Source organism: Salipiger thiooxidans (assembly GCF_900102075.1).
GTDB classification, from domain to species: Bacteria; Pseudomonadota; Alphaproteobacteria; order Rhodobacterales; family Rhodobacteraceae; genus Salipiger; species Salipiger thiooxidans.
Genome location: NZ_FNAV01000002.1, coordinates 291,772 through 310,145 on the forward strand (window position 1 = coordinate 291,772; position 18,374 = coordinate 310,145).

An 18,374-nucleotide genomic window follows, 5' to 3' on the forward strand; every position below is an offset into this window, starting at 1 on the left:
GCCCGACGCGCGGACAGGGAACAGGACATGGCGACGCTGCATCTCGGACAGATCCTGAGCTTCGACGGCTCGCCCTTCGACGAGGGCCACGACGCCGTCTGGCACGAGCGGCGCGGCGGGCTGGCGGTCGAGGATGGCAAGGTTCTGGCGCTCGGCCCCGCCGACGCGATGCGCGCCTCGCACCCGCAGGCCGAGGTGGTGGATCATGGCGAAGGGCTGATCCTGCCGGGCTTCGTCGACGCCCACGCCCACTACCCGCAGACCGGCATGATCGCGAGCTGGGGCAAGCGGCTGATCGACTGGCTGAACCACTACACCTTCCCCGAGGAGATGCGCTTTGCCGACCCCGCCTACGCGCGGGACGTGGCGGCGCGGTACCTCGACCTGCTGCTGGCCCATGGCACGACCTCGGTCTGTTCCTACTGCACCATCCACCCGGCCTCGGTCGACGCGCTCTTCGAGGCCGCCGAGGCGCGCGGAATGCGGGTCTTCGCGGGCCGCACCTGCATGGACCGGGACACCGCGCCCGAGGGGCTGCGCGACACCGCCCAAAGCGCCTATGACGAAAGCCTCGCGCTGCTGCGGCGCTGGCACGGCACCGGCCGCGCCTCCTATGTCATCACGCCGCGCTTCTCGCCCACCTCGACCGTGGCGCAGCTCGAGGCGCTGGGGGCGCTCTGGGCCGAGCATCCGGATTGCCTGATGCAGACCCACCTCAGCGAGCAGACCGACGAGATCGCCTGGGTGAAGTCGCTCTACCCCTCGGCCCGCGACTACCTCGACACCTACGAGGCTCACGGGCTGCTGGGTGCCGGTGGGCTCTACGGCCATGCCATCCACCTCGAGCCGCGCGAACGCGACCGGCTGCGCGAGGTGGGGGCGGCGCTGGTGCATTGCCCGACCTCGAACACCTTCATCGGCTCGGGGCTCTTCGACATGGACGGGCTCACGAAGGAGGGTCAGGTCATCGGGCTTGCCACAGACACCGGCGGCGGCTCGTCCTTCTCGATGCTGCGCACGATGGCCGCAGCCTACGAGATCGCGCAGCTGCGCCATCGCCCGCTGCACGCCTCGGAACTTCTCTGGCTGGCGACGCAGGGCTCGGCCCGGGCGCTGCGCTGCGACGACCGCATCGGCAACCTCGCACCCGGCATGGAGGCGGATTTCGTGGTGCTGGACCTCGCCTCGACGCCCGCCATCGCGCAACGCGTGGCGCAGGCAGACACCATCTGGGAAGCGGTCTTCCCGACCATCATGATGGGCGATGACCGCGCCGTTGACTCGACCTGGGTGGCGGGACGCAAGGCCGCGCCGCTCGGCTGACGGCCTTGCGGCGGGCGCTTACTGTGAGCGGCCCACCATCAGCACCCAGTACTGACCCGAACGCGCCAGACCGTACTGGTCGACGTCGCGCAGCTGCAGGGTCTCGCGGTGGCTGGGCGAGTCGTCCCAGACCTGCATCACCGTCGGGAAGCCGCGCGCGGTCCAGGCGACGTTCTCGGCAATGCGGGCATAGCGGTAGCCCTCGGCGCGCGCGCGGTCGCCGATGGAGCTGCCGTCCGAGCCGGTGTGGGTGACCTTGCCCATGCGCGCCACGTCGCGGGCGTGGCCCTGCGCGGCAGCGGTGAGCTTTTTGGATTTCCTCAGCTTCGAAAGCCCGTGCGCGGTGCGGTATTCGTTGAGCGCCGTGCCGGGATCGACATTGGCATCCGCCGGCGTACTGGCCGAGCCATACTGGTAGAAAAGCCCGTCGCTCTTGGTGCCGCTGCGGGCCGATGAACTGGCGGCGGGCGTCGCCGCGGCATCGCTCACGTCGACCTCGAGGCATCCCGCAAGCGGAAGGATCAACAGGGCGGCAAGGCTTGCGAGTTTCATGGCGTCTCCGGCGGTTTCAGTCTTTCGCAGATCGAACACCAGATAGCACGAGCTGCGCAAGTCACCAGACGCCCGGCCCTGCCACGGCGCGTTTCAGCCGAGGCGCGGCGCTCAGCGCCGGCGCGCAACGACCAGCGCGTAATAGTCGCCGTTTCGCGCCATGCCATAGTGCGTCACGTCCTTGATCAGCATATTGCGGCGGTGCGACGGCGAGTTGATCCATAGATCCATGACACGGTCCGGGCCGCGCCCGGTCTCGGCGATGTTCTCTGCCACGCGGCCAAAGCGGTAGCCCTGTTGCAGCACCCGGTCCGAGACCTCGCTGCCGTTGGAGCCGCGGTGCGTCATGCGGCCCATCCGCGCCATATCGCGGGCGTGGGCCTCGGCGGCGGCCTGCAGTCGCGGCGAGCGCTTCAGCGCCTGGCGGCCGTTGGTGGTGCGGAAGTCGTTCAGTGACACGGAGGGGGCCGGGGCGGCGGCAAGCCGCAGGGTCCCCTGCGATTTCCCCTGCGATGCAACTTCGGGGGTCGAGGTCGATACGGCACATCCCGCGGCCATGAGGCCCGCGGCCAGCATCATCCAACGCATGGTTCGTCTCCTGGTCGTTCTGGTCCTGTCACCGCGCCTTGTCTTCCGGGCCTTTGCGGCGCGTTTCGGAAGATCGTGTGGCAAGGCGGTGCATTACTGCGATAGTTGTAGAGCTAACGTGTTCTGACGCGATATGGTTGCATCCAGATCGATCGTGGCGAGCAACCCGTCGCGCACCACCTGCCTTCCCTCGACGAACAGGTGCCGCACCCGCTGCGGTCCCGCGAGCAGCAGCGCGGCGCGGTCCCAGCTCCCGGCGCTGTCGATGCCGCTCACGTCCCAGAGCGCCAGATCGGCGCGCTTGCCCACCGTCACCTGCCCGCAATCGTAGCGGCCGAGCACCTCGGCGCCACCACGGGTCGCCAGCCGCAGCGCCTCGCGCGCGCTCATGGCGTCGGCGCCGCGGGTCACACGCTGCAGCAGCATCGCCTGCCGGGCCTCGGCCACGAGGTTCGAGCCGTCGTTGCTGGCCGAGCCGTCCACCCCCAGCCCCACCGGCACGCCCGCGTCGATCATCGCCCGCACCGGCGCGATGCCCGAGCCCAGCCGGCAGTTGGAACAGGGGCAATGGGCGACGCCGGTCCGGGTGTCGGCGAAGAGATCGATCTCGGCGCCGTCGAGCTTCACGCAATGGGCGTGCCAGACGTCGGGGCCGGTCCAGCCCAGCTCTTCGGCGTATTGCCCCGGGCGGCAGCCAAAGGTCGCGAGCGAATAGGCGATGTCCTCGTCGTTCTCGGCGAGGTGGGTGTGCATCATCACGCCCTTGTCGCGGGCCAGCAGCGCCGCGTCGCGCATCAGCTCGCGGGTCACCGAGAACGGCGAGCAGGGGGCGACGCCTATGCGCACCATGGCGCCCTCGCGCGGGTCGTGGAAAGCGTCGACGACGCGGATGCAGTCCTCGAGAATCGCCTCCTCGCGCTCGACCAGCGAATCCGGCGGCAGGCCGCCGTCGCTTTCGCGGATGCTCATGGCGCCGCGGGTGGCGTGGAAGCGCAGCCCGATCTCCTGCGCCGCGTCGATGGTATCGTCGAGCCGGGCGCCGTTGGGATAGAGGTAGAGGTGGTCCGAGGTCAGCGTGCAGCCCGAGAGCGCCAGTTCGGCCAGCCCGGTGAGGGCCGAGATCCGGATCTCCTCGGGGCCGAAACGCGCCCAGATCGGGTAGAGCGTCTTGAGCCAGCCGAAGAGCAGCGCGTCCTGCCCGCCCGGCACGGCGCGGGTCAGCGTCTGGTAGAGATGGTGGTGGGTGTTCACCAGCCCCGGCGTCACCACGCAGCGCGAGGCGTCGACCACCTCGCCCCCGGTCCGCAACCCGCGCCCGATGGCCGCGATGACGCCGTCGCGCAGCAGGATGTCCGTGCCCTCGAGCTCGCGCCCGTCGTCATCCATGGTGAGGATCGTCTGGGCGTTGCGGATCAGGGTTTCCGGCATGGCGGTCGCTCCGTCTGGGGTCGCCGAAAGCGTGGCCCGGCCCGCGCGGAATGAAAAGCCCCCGCGCGACGGGGCCGGCGGGTCTCAGCCGTTGAGCAGCCGCAGCGCCTCGGCATGCAGCGCCGGGTTGGCCGCCGCCAGAGCCCGTCCGCCGTTGTGCGCCGGGCCGCCCTCCCAGTCGGTGACCACGCCGCCCGCGGCCTCGATCACCGCGATGGGCGCCTGGATGTCGTAGGGGTGCAGCCCCGCCTCGACCACGAGGTCGATCTGCCCTGCCGCGACCAGCGCGTAGGCGTAGCAATCCATGCCGTAGCGGGTCAGCCGCGCGGCGTCGCGCACCCGGCCAAAGGCCGCACGGTCGGCCTCGGTGCCGATCTCGGGGAAGGTGGTGAAGAGGATCGCCTCGTCAAGCCCGCGCGGCGCACGGGTCCTGAGGCCACGCGGTCCCAGCGGGCCGGTCATGTCGGCGCGCCCGAGCCCGCCGCAGAACCGTTCGCCGGTGTAGGGCTGGTCGATCACCCCGAGCCGCGGCCCGGTCTCGTCGGAAAGCGCGATCAGCACGCCCCAGGTGGGCGTGCCGGCCAGGAAGCCACGGGTGCCGTCGATGGGGTCGAGAACCCAGGTCAGGCCGCTGGTGCCAGCGGCGTTGCCGAATTCCTCGCCGAGGATGCCGTCCTGCGGCCGCATCTCGGCCAGCACGGCGCGCATCGCCTCTTCGGCGGCGCGGTCGGCGACGGTGACCGGGTCAAAGCCCTCGGCCAGCTTGTTCTCCGCATTCAGTCCCGCAGACCGGAAGTGCGGAAGAATCGAAGCACGCGCGGCATCTGCCAGCGCGTGCGCCGTAGTCCAAAGCTCTTCAGAAAGCTTGTCCGAAAACTCGGCCATGGTGCCCGCCCCGCTTGTTGATCCGAGGATCGCCTAGCGCAGCGGGCCGTCAGGCTCAAGCCACGTCGGACAGGACGCGCGCCAGTTCGAACAGGCGGCGACGCTGGTTTTCCGGAATCGCGTAATAGGAGCGCACCAGGTCCAGTGCTTCCTTGTCGCCGAGGATGTCGGACGGCATGGCAGCGGCGGAGTCAGGGGCGTCCTGTTCGGTTTCGAGTCCTTCGAAGAAGAAGCTCACGGAGACGTCCAGGGCGTCGGCGATGTCCCAGAGACGGGAAGCACTGACGCGGTTTGCACCGGTTTCGTACTTCTGGATCTGCTGGAACTTGATCCCGACCTGTTCGGCAAGTTGCTGCTGAGTCATGCCCACCAGCCAGCGGCGGTGACGAATGCGTTTGCCAACATGGACGTCGACGGGATGCGTCATCGGTTGTTCCTTCTACCACACCCCTTTTGGGGGTGACTTCTTGTATATGTTATTGACAACGGCGACGCCTGAACAAATGCAGAACGCATACCTGTCACGAGTAAGCCCCAGCTCCCGGATGACGGGACGCTACATCGCTAGCGCGCCGGAAATCAAGCTTTTTGCGCCCGGAGGCGTAGACACAGTTAACTGAATGCACTCATCGGTTGAAACAAACCACGGTAATTTAATAGCTTTTTTCGGATACTTGACTTTTCGCGACGTTGCGGCAAGCCCTTCACGAATATGTCACCCCGGAGGAGAACAATGCGCGCACTGCACCTTACGTCACATGAGTCGCCCCCCGCCCTGAGCGAACTGCCCGTGCCGCAGCCCGGACCGGGGCAGATCGGGGTGCGGATCGGGGCCTGTGGGCTGAATTTCGCCGATCTCCTGATGATGCAGGGCCGCTACCAGGACACCCCGCCCCTGCCCTTCACCCTCGGGATGGAGATCGCGGGCACCGTCGAGACCCTTGGCGAGGGCGTCACCGGGCTTGCCCCCGGCGACCGGGTCGCGGTCTACGGTGGCCGCGACGGGCTTGCAGAGTATGGCGTCTTCGATGCCACGCGCGCAGTGCGGATGCCCGAGAGCATGAGCCTCGAGGATGCCGCGGCCTTCCAGATCGCCTATGGCACCAGCCACCTCGCGCTCGACCACCGGGCGCGGCTGCAGCCGGGCGAGACGCTGCTGGTGCTGGGGGCCGCGGGCGGCGTCGGTCTGACCGCGGTCGAGATCGGCAAGCTGATGGGCGCCCGCGTCATCGCCTGTGCCCGCGGCGCCGAGAAGCTCGAGGTCGCGCGGGCGGCCGGGGCCGATCACCTGATCGACGCCCGCTCCCAAGACATCCGCGAGGCGGTGCTGGCGCTCGGCGGCGCCGACGTGGTCTATGACGCGGTGGGCGGCGACCAGTTCACCGCCGCCTTCCGCTCGGCGAGGCCCGAGGCGCGGATCCTGACCATCGGCTTCGCCAGCGGCGAGGTCCCGCAGATCAAGGCCAACCACCTTCTGGTGAAGAACCTGACGGTGATGGGGCTCTACTGGGGCGGCTACCTGAGCTTCCGGCCCGAGGCGCTGACCGGCTCGCTGGCGACGCTCTTCGGCTGGTACGCCGAGGGGCGGATCAAACCGCACATCAGCCACGTGCTGCCGCTCGACCGGGCGATGGAGGGCATGGAACTGCTGCGCTCGCGCGCCTCCACCGGCAAGGTGGTCATCCGGATCCCGGGCTGACGCGCACCCGTCAGGACCCGGTGCCCTACTGCGCGGCCAGGTCGCTGCGGCCGCGCAGGGAGCAGAACTCGTTGCGCAGCATCTCGACCAGCGGCTCGACGATGCGCGGCCGGGCGCTGGCGGCGTAGAGGCAGATCTTCTGCATCCCCAGCTCCGGCAGCACCCCGTTCGGCACCAGCTCGAAATGCGCCGGCGCATGGCCCTCGAGGACCGGCGTCACCGCGAGATCGGCCGAGACCGAGACCTCGATGGTGCGGTCGCTCTCGGAATCCACCGACAGCTCCCAGTCGAACTGCTCGCGCTCCATCAGCGCGATGGCCACCGGGCGGAACCCGCAACGGCGCGAAAACGCGATGCGCAGCGGCCGGGTCTTCCACGCAGTGCCGTTGGGCGCGCCATACCAGCGCAGCGGCACGTCGAGCAGCCCCTCGCCGCCCTCGCCCGGCTCGGCCTCGGTTGTCAGGATCACGTCGACGGCGCCTCGGGCGAACAGGTCCTTGAGCTCGGACGTATAGGAGCTGAGCAGCTGCAGCCGCACCCGCGGGAAATCGCGCTGCATCTTCTTCATGATACGCGGGATCACCGGGTAGACGATGTCATGCGGCACCCCGAGGACGATCTCGCCCTCCCAGTCGGTCATGGTGAGCCGGGAATAGATCTCGTCGTTGAGATCGACCATCCGGCGGGCATATTTCAGCAGCTGCTCGCCAGCAGGCGTGAGGCTCACGCCGCGACCGCTGCGGTCGAGCAGCGCCAGCCCCAGCATGTCCTCGAGCCGCTTGAGCTGCATCGAGACCGCCGACTGGGTGAGGTTGAGAAAGCCCGCAGCCCGGGTGACGCCGCCGGCATCGGCGACCGCGACGAAGGAACGGAGCGTGGTGATGTCGAGATTGCGCATGAATCGGATTTCGTGATGGAGGGCTTCAGGGATATTCGTTTTACAGATCGGTCGCTGGCCAGCATACCAATCACACAAGACGATGAAAACGAATAATTCCATCACGACCTGTGAAGGAGGCCATCATGCCCCGTGACACTGCACAGACCTGCGCCGCCCCCGTCGCGATCCGCCGCCCCCGTGGCGCACGCGCGCTGCTGACCCGGCTCCTCGATCTTCAGGCGCTCTGGCGCCAGCGCCGCCGGCTGGCCGAGCTGGACGACGCCGCGCTGCGCGACATGGGTCTCACCCGCTCGGAGGCGCTGCACGAGGCGCGCCGGCCGGTCTGGGACGCCCCCGCGCACTGGCGAAACTGACGCGTCCGGGGCGCCGCATCCCGCTGCGATCCCGCAACCCCGTGCAAGCGCGCACGAAAAGCGTCGGAATCGCGCTCTCGGCTTCTTGAATTGCCTCTTGGCTCTGCCAATATGGGAAAGGAAAGTGTATCATTTCCCCGTCGTTACACAGCTTGGAGGTATAGATGGCTCAATACAGAACAATCCGGACCGCCACCGGACCAACCAGCGCGGCCCAGATTGACGAGGGTCTGCGCGCCCACATGAACAAGGTCTACGGGACCATGTCCGTGGGGATGCTGCTGACTTTCGCGGTTGCCTGGGCCGTCGGCACTAGCCCCGAACTTCTCAGCGTCTTCCGCGACCCGGCGACGCTTCAGCCGAACATCCTGGGCTGGATCGTGATGTTCGCCCCGCTGATCATGGCCTTCGCCTTCGGAGCGGCGCTCAGCCGCATCTCCGCCGCCGGCGCACAGCTGTTCTTCTTCGCCTTCGCGGCGGTGATGGGCCTGTCGCTGAGCTGGATCTTCGTGGCCTTCACCGGCTTCTCTATCGCGCAGGTGTTCCTTGTGACCGCCATCGCCTTTGCCGGCCTGTCGCTCTGGGGTTACACCACCAAGAAGGACATCTCCGGCTGGGGGTCGTTCCTGATCATGGGCGTGATCGGCATTCTCGTGGCGTCGATCATCAACATCTTCCTCGGCTCGCCGGCGATCTACTTCGCCATCTCGATCCTGGGTGTGCTGATCTTCGCGGGCCTCACCGCCTACGACACGCAGAAAATCAAGAACACCTACCTGCAGCATGCGGCGCATGGTGACAGCGAGTGGCTCGGCAAGGCCGCCATCATGGGCGCGCTGAACCTCTACCTCGATTTCATCAACATGTTCATGTTCCTGCTGCAACTGCTTGGCAACCGTGAGTAAGAACACCCGGCCTTCCGGCCAGCATGTCAGGCCCCGCCCCACCGGCGGGGCCTTTTTCATGGCAGCGCGACGCCCTCGGCCTCAAGGCAGCGTGACGCCTTCGGCGTCAAGGCAGCGCGACGCCCTCGGCCAGCGCCGCCCGGCGCAGACCGCGCAGCGAGTTGCCGATCCAGATCGCCTCGGCCCCCGCCAGATCCCGGGGCGTGAGCACCGCCTCGGACACCTCGCCCGAGCGCAGCAGGCTCTCGCGCAGCACCCCCGGCAGCAGTCCGCAGCCAAGCGCAGGCGTCACCAGACGCCCGCCGAGAGTGAGGAAGAGGTTGGTGTAGGCGCCCTCGCAGAGCTCTCCCCTGGTGTTGAGGAACAGCACCTCGTCCACGCCTGCGGGCTTCTCGCGCAGGGTCCGGTCATAGAGCGCGCGGCGCGTGGTCTTGATCCGCAGGAACGGGTCCTCGGGGTCGAGCCGCTCGGGCGAGACCTCCAGCACCGCGGGCGCCACGGCACCGCCCACGAAGGGCTGGTGCGTGATCTCGACGTCGCCATCCCGCCCGATCGTCATGCGCAGCCGCACCGGACTCGGTTCATCGAGCCCGGCCAGCGCCTCGGACACCGCCGTCCCGTCCCAGACGAAGCCCAGGACAGCGCAGGTCCGCTCGGCCCGCGCAAGGTGCAGCACGCCGCGCTGGAGGCCCTCACCGGGCCGCCAGAGCATGGTCTCGATGATCCTCAGCCCGGGATCAGCCCGGTCGCGAAGCGTGCCTTCCACAGCGCCTCCTGATATTCCGCGTCACAATCGCTGTCATGCACGATGCCACCGCCGACGCCCATCAGCGCCTCGCCCGGGCCGGTGACGGTCAGCGTCCGAATCGCCACATTGAACTGCGCCCGCCCGTCCGGAGCCATCCAGCCGATGGCACCGCAATAGGCCCCACGCTCCCACCGTTCGAGCGCGTGGATCGCCCGCATCGCGGCGATCTTGGGCGCACCGGTGATCGAGCCGCAGGGGAAGAGCGCGCCCAGAAGCTCGGGCAGCGCCGGCGCGTCCGAGAGCCGCGCCTCGACCTGCGACACCATCTGGTGCACCGTCTCGTAGGTCTCGACCCGCAGCAGGTCCGGCACGCGCACCGAGCCCACGCGCGAGATCCGCGCGAGGTCGTTGCGCATCAGGTCGACAATCATGATGTTCTCGGCGCGGTTCTTTGGATCGCGCGCCAGAGCGTCACGAAGGGCCATATCGGCCCCGGGCGTGTCGCCACGGGGGGCCGTGCCCTTCATCGGCGCGACGGTGATGGCGCCATCTCCGGCCAGCGCAAAGAAGAGTTCCGGCGAGCGCGACAGCACCACATGCCCGCCCAGCGACAGCGCCGCCCCATGGCCCACCGGCTGCAGCGCCCGCATCGCGCCCCATAGCGCCAGCGGCGTGCCCCCGAAGCGCAGCGCGACGGGCATGGTGAGGTTGACCTGATAAAGGTCCCCCCGCGCGATCATGCGCTTGATCTCGTGAAATCTCTCGGCGTAGGCGGCGCGGTCCCAGAGCGGTGTCGCAGAGCGCATCTCCGCCCTGCCCTCGCCCGCCTCGCGCAGCAGCGGCGCGGCGTCCCGGGGTCCGTCGAAGATACCGAAGCAGAGCAGCGGGCCGGTCACGCCCTGCAGCAGGGCCTCCAGCGCGGGTTCCAGCGCGACGCCAAGCTCGTAGGCGGCAAAACCGGCGATCCAATGCCCGGCCCGGCGGGCAGCTTCGAGCCGCGCCAGCGCCACGCGGGCGCTCTCGGCGTCAGAGGCGGTGAGGGTCTCCAGCGCACCGTCGAACAGCGCGGGACGGCCCCCGGGGCCTGCCTCGACCAGCACGCCGCTGAACCCTGCTGCCGGCATCGCGCCTCCCCGTCTCGCCCCAGCGCATACGACAAGAGACCGCACAGGTAGGGGCCCGCGCGGTCTCTGTCACTGTCCCTCTTACGAGGTAAGGCTTATTTGATCTTGCCTTCTTTGTATTCGACGTGCTTCCGCGCGACCGGGTCGTACTTACGCACGGTCATCTTCTCGGTCATGGTGCGGGCATTTTTCTTGGTCACGTAGAAGTGGCCCGTGCCTGCGGACGAGTTCAGGCGGATCTTGATGGTGGTCGGCTTCGCCATGGTTCTTCTCCTGCGACGGGCAAGCGCGCACAGATGCACGCGCCCCGTGAAATCCTTGAAGCCCGCCTTTTACCGATGCGCGCGCCCGAGTCAACCGGGTTCGCGGCGGAAAATTCTGCGTGGAGGGCCTGTAAGCCGGATTCTGTCCAGGGCGGGTCTCCCCACCCCTGTGCGACCATTCCTCTAGGCCCGCGATTGCCCGCGGGCTCGTGCTGCCAACCCGGACGTCTCGGGCCGAAGCAGCCCTGCGGCGATATCCCCGAAGAGATCATGCCCCGCGCGAAGTCCCTATTTGGCATTGCTCCCGGTGGGGCTTGCCATGCGGGTCCGGTTGCCCGTCCCCCGGTGGGCTCTTACCCCACCGTTTCACCCTTGCTCCGGCGAACCGGAGCGGTCTGTTCTCTGTGGCGCTGTCCGTCAGGTTGCCCCGCCCGGGCGTTACCCGGCACCGGCGCTTCGGCGAGTCCGGACTTTCCTCTCCCGACGGGTCACCCCGCCGGCAGCGGCCGCCCGGCCCTCCACGCGTGCCCCACATAGGCGCCCGTCCGGGGCACGTCAATGCGGCTCAGCGCGGGAGCATGGGCGCCTGCAGCCAGTCACGGATGGCGTCGCTCACCGCGTCGGGCGCCTCGAGCGGCGGCAGGTGGCCCGCGTCCTCGATCACCTCGAGCCGCGCGCCGGGGATCAGCTCGGCGAGGAAGGCGTGGCGCTTGACCGGCAGGGTGATGTCATGGGCACCGCAGAGCACGGTGACCGGCACCCGCAGCTTGCGCAGGGCGCTCTGCTGGTCGCGGCGGCGCTGCAGGACGCGGATCTGGCGGGTGAAGACGTCGACGCCAAGCCCCTCGGCCATCTCGTCGAGCATGGCCTGGATCTCCATGCGGAACGGCCCCGGCGCAAGGCTGTCGACCGGGCGCAGCGCCCGCACCGCCTCGCGCAGGCGGCCGGTGCGGGCCTTGATGATCAGCGGATCGAGCTCGGCCGCCTGCTGCGGCGTCTCGGCCAGCGGCGTGGTGCTGATGAGCATGAGCCGCGCCACCCGGTCGGGCGCCCGGCGCTGCAGCTCCATGGCGACCATGCCGCCAAGTCCCAGCCCCACCAGCGCGAAGCGCCGCGGCAGCACGTCGAGCAGCGCCGAGGCCACTTCCTCGACCCGCTCACCACTGCTCACGGGCGCGACGGTGACCGCGATCTCGCGGGACAGATCCGCGATCTGCGGCCCGAAGAGCCGCGCGTCGCACATGAGATCGGGCAGCAGAACCAGCGGTTCAGCCATGCCGTCCCAAGCCGTGCCAACGCCGCCCCTGCGCGGAGACCGCCATACCCTGCCCCGTTATCATGTGTTGCCTCGACCGCGAATCTATCAGGTCGTTCGGCGAGGAAAAGGCGGAAAGCTCCGCGCGGCGGCCCTCCGCCCACCCGCTCACGCGAGGGTGATCACAAGCGCGCTGCCGACCGCACATCATGTGCCCTATACCGACCCAAAGGCGCCGCCCGCGGCTTCATCTTGCCCCTAAACTCCACGGGGGTCCGGGGGTGTGAAACCCCCGGTCCTGCCCTGACCAGACGCACAGCGCCGACACCGCCTCACTCCGCCGCCAACACCCCCTCGGGCCGCGCCGACGACGCCCCTGCAGAGATCTGCATACACACCGCGGCCTCGTCGTAGAGCGTCCATTCCCGGCGCAGCCCGTCCGGGCCGAACTCGGCATGGCTGATGCCCATGACATGCACCCGGGCGCCCGACGGGGCCCCGAACGCGCCCCAGCCCGCGTGGCGCCCGTCGAGCGACCAGCGCAGCGCAGCGCGGGGCGGCATGAGGCGGTCCTCGCGGCCGATGACGTGGTGAATGGTGAAGCGGGCGTCCGGGAAGGCCGCGCGCAGACCGAACCAGAAACGCTCGGCGCCGCCCGCGCCTTCGTCGAGGACCCCGCCCGGATAGGCCAGCCGCGCGGCGGGATCGTATTGCGCGGCGATTTCCGAGAACCCCATGCCCATCACCCGCTCGAGCAGCGCGGCGAAGGCGAGGCCCCACTGGTTGCCGTTGCCCTGCCCGGTGTAGGGTCCGGGCTGGTCCTGTGCCGGGCGGAACGGGCCGTCGCCCGTCTCGGCCCCGATCCGCTCCGCCGCCCAGCGGCGCGGGCAGAGCCCGAGCTGGCGCAGGATGGCGCCGCTGTCGCGCACGGCCCAAAGCTCGCAGAGCCGACCGTCCTTGGCATAGATATCCGCCAGCACCCGGAACCGCAGCCGCCGCCGCGAGGGCTCGCCGAAGACCCCGCCGCCCGTGTGGCTGCCATTCAGATGCAAACGCTGCGCCCCGAGCATTCCAACCCGTGGCGTGCCCGAGCAGATCACGTCCTCGGTCCGGGCAGAGATGTCCGGCAGGGCCGCCAGCAGCTCGAGCGCCTCGCCCCGCAGCGCCTCGGCGCCGTAGCCCATGCCGAGCGCCTGGCGATGGATGAGCTGCGGGTGGCAGAGCCCGCCGAGTTCGGCATCAAGCGCGCGGCGGTTCCAGAGCGTACCCGCCACGCCGCGCAGGAACTCCGGGTAGTCGTGATCGCCGGTGTCGCGCCCGGCCTGCGCCTGCCTGACTTGCATGGCCATCATGGCCCCTCCCCGCGCCCCGCGCCGGGGCGGCACGGGGGAACGGCCACGAGACTGGCGCGTCATGGTTAGGAAATAGTTGAAGCCGACATGTGGCGCCCACCGGCGCCGACGCCACGGGCCGCCATCGCGTTCAAGAAGGTTCAGCCCCGGCCGTCAAGCAGTGAGCAGTGAGCAGTGAGCAGTGAGCAGTGAGCAGTGAGCAGTGAGCAGTGAGCAGTGAGCAGTGAGCAGTGAGCAGTGAGCAGTGAGCAGTCTCAGTCCCCTGACCCGGCCCGTCAAGCTGCGATCAGCCTCCTCCCTCCAACCTCGCCGGCAGACCAGCATTCATCCGAAGACCTCGGCCCTCACCTGCCGACCGGCAAGCAGCCTCAGTCCTCGGGGTAGCCCTGCCAGCGGAAGGCGCCGTCGCCCGCGCGCAGGGGCGAGAGCGGGTTGTGCGCGATTTCCCAGACGTGGCCCTCGGGGTCGGCGAAATAGCCGTGGTAGCCGCCCCAGAACACCTCCTGCGCGGGCTTCAGGATCGTCGCCCCGGCCGCCTCGGCGCGGGAGAGCAGGTCTTCGACCTCGGCCCGGCTGCGCAGGTTGTGGGCGAGCGTCAGACCGCCGTGGCCCAGCGTCTCGACCGGCACGCCAATGTCCTTGGCCAGGTCCTCGAGCCCGAAGAGCCCCAAGGTCTGGCCGAGCAGGTCATAGGCAATGACCCCCTCGGGGCCCGGCGCGCGCTGCCAGCCGAGCGCGTCGTAGAATGCCGCGGCGCGGGCCTTGTCGCGCACGCCGAGCGTGATCAGGCTGATCCTCTGTTCCATGTCAGTGCTCCTCTGTCTCGTCCCAGACACTGCGGAACTGCTCCATCGGCGTCCAGCCCTCGACCAGCGACCAGTCCGGCAGGGCGACCCGCAGCACGTTGCCGCCGCCCGCGGGCTGGTCGTGGCTGCGGTCGATGGATTGGCCCAGCAGGTGTGCCCGCAGGAGCGCGCCGACGCCGCCGTGACCGATCACCGCGATGCTGCCGCCGCGGTCGTCCTGCGCTACCAGACGGCGCAGCGCCCGCATCACCCGCGCCTGCGCATCGACCGCGCGCTCCCAGCCCTCGACGCTGTCCTCGGGCCGCGCGAAGAAGGCGTCGGCCATGCGCTTAAAGGCCTCGGACGGCAGGTAGCCGGTGGCCGAGCGGTCGTTCTCGTGCAGCGCGTCGATCACCTGCACGTCGAGCTCGAGCGTCGCCGCCATGATCTCGGCTCCGTCGCGGGCCTTGCGCTCGTTGCTGCAGTAGATCGAGGTCACGCCGGGGCAGCGCTCGGCAAAGCGGGCGTGGCGCGACCGCCCGCGGGCCGAGAGGCGCCAGTCGGGCACCGGCACCGCGGGGGCGATGTCGACCTCGGCATGCGAGATGTAGATCAGCTGCCTCATGCGGCGGGCGCGCCCAGCACGTCGAGGATCGCCGCTTCGATCATCGCGAGGTTCCCGGGCTCGGAGAAGCGGTGATCGGCGCCCTTCACGAGGCTCAGCCGCAGGTCCGGGCTGTCGATGTGGTCGAAGAGCGCCAGCAGCGTCTCGCGCGTGACGGCCTCGTCCCCGGAGCCCTGCAGCAGCCGCACCGGGTAGGGCATCGGCAGCGGCGCGCGCAGCACGAGGTTGTCGCGCCCGTCCTCGATCAGCCGCCGGGTCACCGCGTAGGGGTCGCCATAGGCGGACGGCAGGTAGGTCACGCCCTCTTCCATCACCTTCGTACGCTCCTCTTCGGAAAAGCCCGCCCAGAACCCGTCCTCGGTGAAATCCGGCGCCGCGGCGATGCCGACGAAGCCCGCCACACGGGCGCCCAACCGCTGCGTCAGGAGGCTGGCGATCCAGCCGCCCATGGACGAGCCCACCAGCAGCAGCGGCCCCTCGGTCACCGCCTCGATCACCGCCTGCGCATCCGCGGCCCAGTCGCCGATGCAACCCTCTTCGAAGACGCCGCCGGACTGGCCATGACCCGAGTAGTCGAGCCGCAGGAAGGCGCGGCCCCGCGCCTCGGCCCAGGCTTCGAGATGCACCGCCTTGGTGCCTTCCATGTCGGACTTGTAGCCCGAGAGGAACACCACCACCGGCCCGGAACCGGGCGTGAAGGCATAGGCGAGGCGCGCGTTCGGCCCGTCGAGAAAGGCTGTTTCCGCCATGGCAATTTCCTCGTGACTCGGTCGCCGCGAGAGTGGCCCCGGTATGCCGCCGGATGCAACCGGCTTTCCGCGCGCCGGCCCGCGCCGCACCGGATCCCGGTTTTCCGCCCGGGCTCAGTCACTTGCGCGTAGCGCGGTACTTTCGGCGCACAAAACCTGCATTTGAAGCGTTGTTTTCATCGCATGGCCGGCATTCTGGATTGTCGGTTTCGGTCACCGCCCCGACGTGGAATGCTGCAGCGCAGAAAATCCAGACGAAGCAATCCAGACGAAGCGGAGTGCCTTCGTCACGCGAACACGAAGGTAATGACCATGAAAGCCCTGACCCTCGCGGCCCTGATCGCCGCAGCCCCCGTCGCCACGCTTGCCGACACGCTGACCCTCACCGCCCCGCTTGCCGGCGGCACGCTGCACACCGACGCCGTCGACATGTCGGTCTACTACACCGCAGCCGAAGGCGATGCCTTCGACGTCACCGCCAAGTATGTCGCCAAGGGCGGCGAGAGCGAGCCCCGCACCCTGCGCATGCGCCTCGAAGAGGGCGACAGCGTCGTCTTCGGCCTGCCCGGCCACAGCGGTGCAAGCTGGAACTTTGCCCGCAGCAACGGCGCGCTCACCGTGGCGGCGGAGCCGCTCTACAGCCAGCTCGCCCTGAACTGAGCCCGCTGAGCCCATCGGGCTGAGCTGATTAGAGGGCCCGGATCCCCGGAGGCACGCCGCCGGAACCGGGCCTGCTCCCTTTCCCCTTCCGAAGCACACCCACGGACCCGGAAACGGCAAGGCCCGGAGCATGCCCTCATACGGCATGCTCCGGGCCTTTTGTCTTGTCGGAGGCGGCACGGGGCCGCCGGCGCGGGCTCAGAGCTGCGCCATGACCTCGTCGGAGGCTTCGAAGTTGGTGGTGACGCGCTGAACGTCGTCATCGTCCTCGAGCGCGTCGACCAGCTTCATCAGCGTCTGCATCGAGTCGAGATCGAGCTCGGTGGTGGTGGTCGGCTTCCAGATCAGCTTGGTGCTTTCCGACTCACCGAGCGCGGCCTCAAGCGCGGTGGCGACCTCGTTCAGGTCGGTGTCGGCGCAGTAGATGACGTGCTCTTCCTCGTCGCTCTCGACATCCTCGGCGCCCGCTTCGATCGCGGCCATCATGATGGTGTCGGCATCACCGGCGGCGATCTTGTAGATGATCTCACCCTTGCGCTCGAACATGAAGGCGACCGAGCCGGTCTCGCCCAGGTTGCCGCCGTTCTTGGTAAAGGTCGAGCGCACGTTCGACGCGGTGCGGTTGCGATTGTCGGTCATCGCCTCGACGATGATCGCCACGCCGTTCGGGCCGTAGCCCTCGTAGCGGATTTCCTCGTAATCGTCGCCGTCACCGCCCATGGCCTTCTTGATGGCCCGCTCGATGTTGTCCTTCGGCATGGACTGGCTCTTGGCTTCCTTGACGGCAAGCCGCAGGCGCGGGTTCTTGTCGGGATCGGGATCGCCCATCTTGGCGGCGATGGTGATCTCCTTGGAGAATTTCGAGAACAGCTTTGCGCGAACCGCGTCCTGGCGGCCCTTGCGGTGCTGGATGTTTGCCCATTTGGAATGGCCGGCCATGGATGCCTCTTGCCTTGCTATGCTTGGAATTGGAGGCTCATTACCCCATGCGATGGAGGGCTGGCAAGCCTGCGGGCCGAGAGAGGCCCCCGGCACGCCCCGGCAGGCGGTTTGCGGGCGGCGGGAGGACGGGGGATCACTCGGCTCCGGCCACCACACTCCAGAGGAAGATGTCGAGCGACTGCGAGATCCGCGAGCGGTCGAAATTGTCGGCGAAGCTGCGCACGAGGATCGAGTCGTAGCCCTTGTGGATCTCGATGGAGAGCTGGCGCAGGAAGGCGAGCGCAAGCCGGTCGCTGCGGTCCAGCTCCTCCGAGATATGCACGAAGATGCCGTAGCGTTCCTCTGAGAAGACCTGCGGATCGACCCGGGCGGTGCAGTCCCGGAATTCGGTCTCGCGGATCGCAGCGATGGCGCGCGACACGATCTCAAGATCGCCGACGGAATAGTAGATCTCGCCGCTGCAGAGCGCCCGCGCCAGCGTCCGGTGGTCGGGATAGCTGCGTACCGCGACCGCCGCCGACGGGTCGGTCAGCGCCGGGTCGGGGTTGGTGTAGGGGGCGAGGGTCTCGGGATCCCTGCCGAACTTCTCCGCCGCCGCGGCGCAGCGGGTAAGGTCGTTGGCCTCGCTCTCGCTGAGCACGACCTTGTCCACGTCGGGGTGACGCTGCACCACCTCCGAGAAGGTCTCGCCGAAGCCGAACTGGTCGGCCATCAGCTTCACCGCGCGCGGTGCCGTGGTGCCATTGACCACGCCCACCACCGGCCCGACACAGGGCCAGTGCGCCACCCATTGCCGCTCGCTGACCTGCGCGCGCCCCACACCCGAAAGATAGACCGGCGGCGAGACGTAGACGTTCTCTCCGGCGAGCCGCTCGCGGGTGATGGTGGCGGGATCGCAGAGGATGTCGATGCGGCCCGCGCGCAGTTCCTCGAAGCGGTCGGGGGCATCCACCGCGAGGTACTCGACGGTGAAGGTCTCGCGCTTGCGCAGCTCCTCCAGCGCGCCGGTGCAGACGTTGACCATGTAGCCGGTGAAGACCATGTCTCCCTGCCCCGAGGGCGCATCCACCGTCATCCGCCCCTCGGTCCGGCGCGGCCCGAGATAGGCGAAGGGCGGCGCGTCGCTGCGCACCCCCACGATCAGGTCGGCCTGCGCCCGGGCACGGACGCCCGGCAGGCAGAGCAGCACGGCGGCGAAGAGCGCAACGGCAAGGCTTCGGCAGGACATCATCGGGGC

At 68.9% G+C, this 18,374-nt stretch carries 21 protein-coding genes and 1 other RNA gene; 5 read left to right on the top strand and 17 right to left on the bottom strand.

The features are described 5' to 3' along the window. The first annotated feature begins 27 nt into the window (after positions 1–27). Positions 28–1,323, top strand: a complete 1,296-nt coding sequence (gene guaD / locus BLQ77_RS03645; RefSeq protein ID WP_089955547.1) for a guanine deaminase — start codon at positions 28–30, stop codon at positions 1,321–1,323. A gap of 18 nt (positions 1,324–1,341) precedes the next feature. Here guaD and BLQ77_RS03650 read toward each other — a convergent pair whose 3' ends face one another. The 5 genes from BLQ77_RS03650 to BLQ77_RS03670 form a co-directional block, all read right to left on the bottom strand. Next, positions 1,342–1,875 carry a CAP domain-containing protein gene (locus BLQ77_RS03650; RefSeq protein ID WP_089955549.1) on the bottom strand — a complete coding sequence of 178 codons (534 nt, stop codon included), beginning with the start codon at positions 1,873–1,875 and terminating at the stop codon, positions 1,342–1,344. A gap of 111 nt (positions 1,876–1,986) precedes the next feature. Beyond that, positions 1,987–2,463: a CAP domain-containing protein gene (locus BLQ77_RS03655; protein WP_242661625.1), complete on the bottom strand. Its 477-nt coding sequence runs from the start codon at positions 2,461–2,463 to the stop codon at positions 1,987–1,989. Positions 2,464–2,556: 93 nt separating this feature from the next. After that, the gene (locus tag BLQ77_RS03660) at positions 2,557–3,891 is read right to left on the bottom strand and encodes an 8-oxoguanine deaminase (RefSeq protein WP_089955552.1); all 1,335 of its coding nucleotides are present in this window, start codon (positions 3,889–3,891) and stop codon (positions 2,557–2,559) included. Positions 3,892–3,975: 84 nt separating this feature from the next. Next, complete coding sequence (gene hisN, locus BLQ77_RS03665; protein ID WP_089955554.1) at positions 3,976–4,776, bottom strand: histidinol-phosphatase; 801 nt, start codon at positions 4,774–4,776, stop codon at positions 3,976–3,978. Positions 4,777–4,831: 55 nt separating this feature from the next. Beyond that, entirely contained in the window at positions 4,832–5,203 is a 372-nt protein-coding gene (locus BLQ77_RS03670) for a helix-turn-helix domain-containing protein (protein ID WP_089955557.1), read from the bottom strand. A gap of 306 nt (positions 5,204–5,509) precedes the next feature. Here BLQ77_RS03670 and BLQ77_RS03675 point away from each other — a divergent pair, with 306 nt between their 5' ends. Beyond that, positions 5,510–6,475 (top strand): NADPH:quinone oxidoreductase family protein, encoded by a 966-nt coding sequence (locus BLQ77_RS03675; RefSeq protein WP_089955559.1) that lies wholly within the window; start codon positions 5,510–5,512, stop codon positions 6,473–6,475. 25 nt (positions 6,476–6,500) lie between these two features. Here the strand turns inward: BLQ77_RS03675 and BLQ77_RS03680 are convergent, their stop codons facing one another. Then, the gene (locus BLQ77_RS03680; protein ID WP_089955561.1) at positions 6,501–7,373 is read right to left on the bottom strand and encodes a LysR family transcriptional regulator; all 873 of its coding nucleotides are present in this window, start codon (positions 7,371–7,373) and stop codon (positions 6,501–6,503) included. A gap of 125 nt (positions 7,374–7,498) precedes the next feature. On the opposite strand from BLQ77_RS03680, the gene BLQ77_RS03685 reads away from it, so the two are divergent. Together BLQ77_RS03685 and BLQ77_RS03690 are read left to right on the top strand one after the other, a co-directional pair. Continuing rightward, positions 7,499–7,729: a DUF1127 domain-containing protein gene (locus BLQ77_RS03685; protein WP_008883780.1), complete on the top strand. Its 231-nt coding sequence runs from the start codon at positions 7,499–7,501 to the stop codon at positions 7,727–7,729. A 164-nt stretch (positions 7,730–7,893) separates the two neighbouring features. Continuing rightward, on the top strand, positions 7,894–8,634 hold the full coding sequence (locus BLQ77_RS03690; protein WP_089955564.1) for a Bax inhibitor-1/YccA family protein: 741 nt from the start codon (positions 7,894–7,896) through the stop codon (positions 8,632–8,634). 106 nt (positions 8,635–8,740) lie between these two features. Here BLQ77_RS03690 and BLQ77_RS03695 read toward each other — a convergent pair whose 3' ends face one another. The 9 genes from BLQ77_RS03695 to BLQ77_RS03735 all read right to left on the bottom strand — a co-directional run bounded on the left by BLQ77_RS03695 (position 8,741) and on the right by BLQ77_RS03735 (position 15,535). Further along, positions 8,741–9,400: an aminotransferase class IV family protein gene (locus BLQ77_RS03695; protein WP_089955565.1), complete on the bottom strand. Its 660-nt coding sequence runs from the start codon at positions 9,398–9,400 to the stop codon at positions 8,741–8,743. Beyond that, entirely contained in the window at positions 9,361–10,506 is a 1,146-nt protein-coding gene (locus BLQ77_RS03700; RefSeq protein ID WP_089955568.1) for an aminodeoxychorismate synthase component I, read from the bottom strand. The genes BLQ77_RS03695 and BLQ77_RS03700 overlap by 40 nt, the downstream gene beginning before the upstream one ends. Before the next feature lie 95 nt (positions 10,507–10,601). Further along, positions 10,602–10,769: a 50S ribosomal protein L33 gene (rpmG, locus tag BLQ77_RS03705; RefSeq protein WP_008885060.1), complete on the bottom strand. Its 168-nt coding sequence runs from the start codon at positions 10,767–10,769 to the stop codon at positions 10,602–10,604. 115 nt (positions 10,770–10,884) lie between these two features. Next, positions 10,885–11,291: RNase P RNA component class A (gene rnpB, locus BLQ77_RS03710), an RNA gene on the bottom strand. A gap of 43 nt (positions 11,292–11,334) precedes the next feature. Beyond that, positions 11,335–12,045, bottom strand: a complete 711-nt coding sequence (locus BLQ77_RS03715) for an alpha/beta fold hydrolase (RefSeq protein WP_089955571.1) — start codon at positions 12,043–12,045, stop codon at positions 11,335–11,337. Between the two features lie 311 nt (positions 12,046–12,356). After that, positions 12,357–13,373, bottom strand: a complete 1,017-nt coding sequence (locus BLQ77_RS03720) for an ester cyclase (RefSeq protein ID WP_089955848.1) — start codon at positions 13,371–13,373, stop codon at positions 12,357–12,359. 371 nt (positions 13,374–13,744) lie between these two features. Beyond that, positions 13,745–14,182: a VOC family protein gene (locus BLQ77_RS03725; protein ID WP_008883682.1), complete on the bottom strand. Its 438-nt coding sequence runs from the start codon at positions 14,180–14,182 to the stop codon at positions 13,745–13,747. Position 14,183: 1 nt separating this feature from the next. Next, positions 14,184–14,786, bottom strand: coding sequence for a histidine phosphatase family protein (locus BLQ77_RS03730; protein ID WP_089955572.1), 603 nt, complete (start codon positions 14,784–14,786; stop codon positions 14,184–14,186). Next, complete coding sequence (locus BLQ77_RS03735; RefSeq protein WP_089955574.1) at positions 14,783–15,535, bottom strand: alpha/beta fold hydrolase; 753 nt, start codon at positions 15,533–15,535, stop codon at positions 14,783–14,785. Before BLQ77_RS03735 ends, BLQ77_RS03730 begins: the two co-directional genes overlap by 4 nt. 312 nt (positions 15,536–15,847) lie before the next feature. Here BLQ77_RS03735 and BLQ77_RS03740 point away from each other — a divergent pair, with 312 nt between their 5' ends. After that, positions 15,848–16,195 carry a hypothetical protein gene (locus tag BLQ77_RS03740; RefSeq protein ID WP_089955850.1) on the top strand — a complete coding sequence of 116 codons (348 nt, stop codon included), beginning with the start codon at positions 15,848–15,850 and terminating at the stop codon, positions 16,193–16,195. A gap of 198 nt (positions 16,196–16,393) precedes the next feature. On the opposite strand, the gene BLQ77_RS03745 is transcribed toward BLQ77_RS03740, so the two are convergent. Beyond that, positions 16,394–17,134, bottom strand: a complete 741-nt coding sequence (locus BLQ77_RS03745) for a YebC/PmpR family DNA-binding transcriptional regulator (protein ID WP_089955577.1) — start codon at positions 17,132–17,134, stop codon at positions 16,394–16,396. A gap of 136 nt (positions 17,135–17,270) precedes the next feature. After that, complete coding sequence (locus BLQ77_RS03750) at positions 17,271–18,368, bottom strand: transporter substrate-binding domain-containing protein (protein ID WP_008885825.1); 1,098 nt, start codon at positions 18,366–18,368, stop codon at positions 17,271–17,273. Positions 18,369–18,374: the final 6 nt, after the last annotated feature.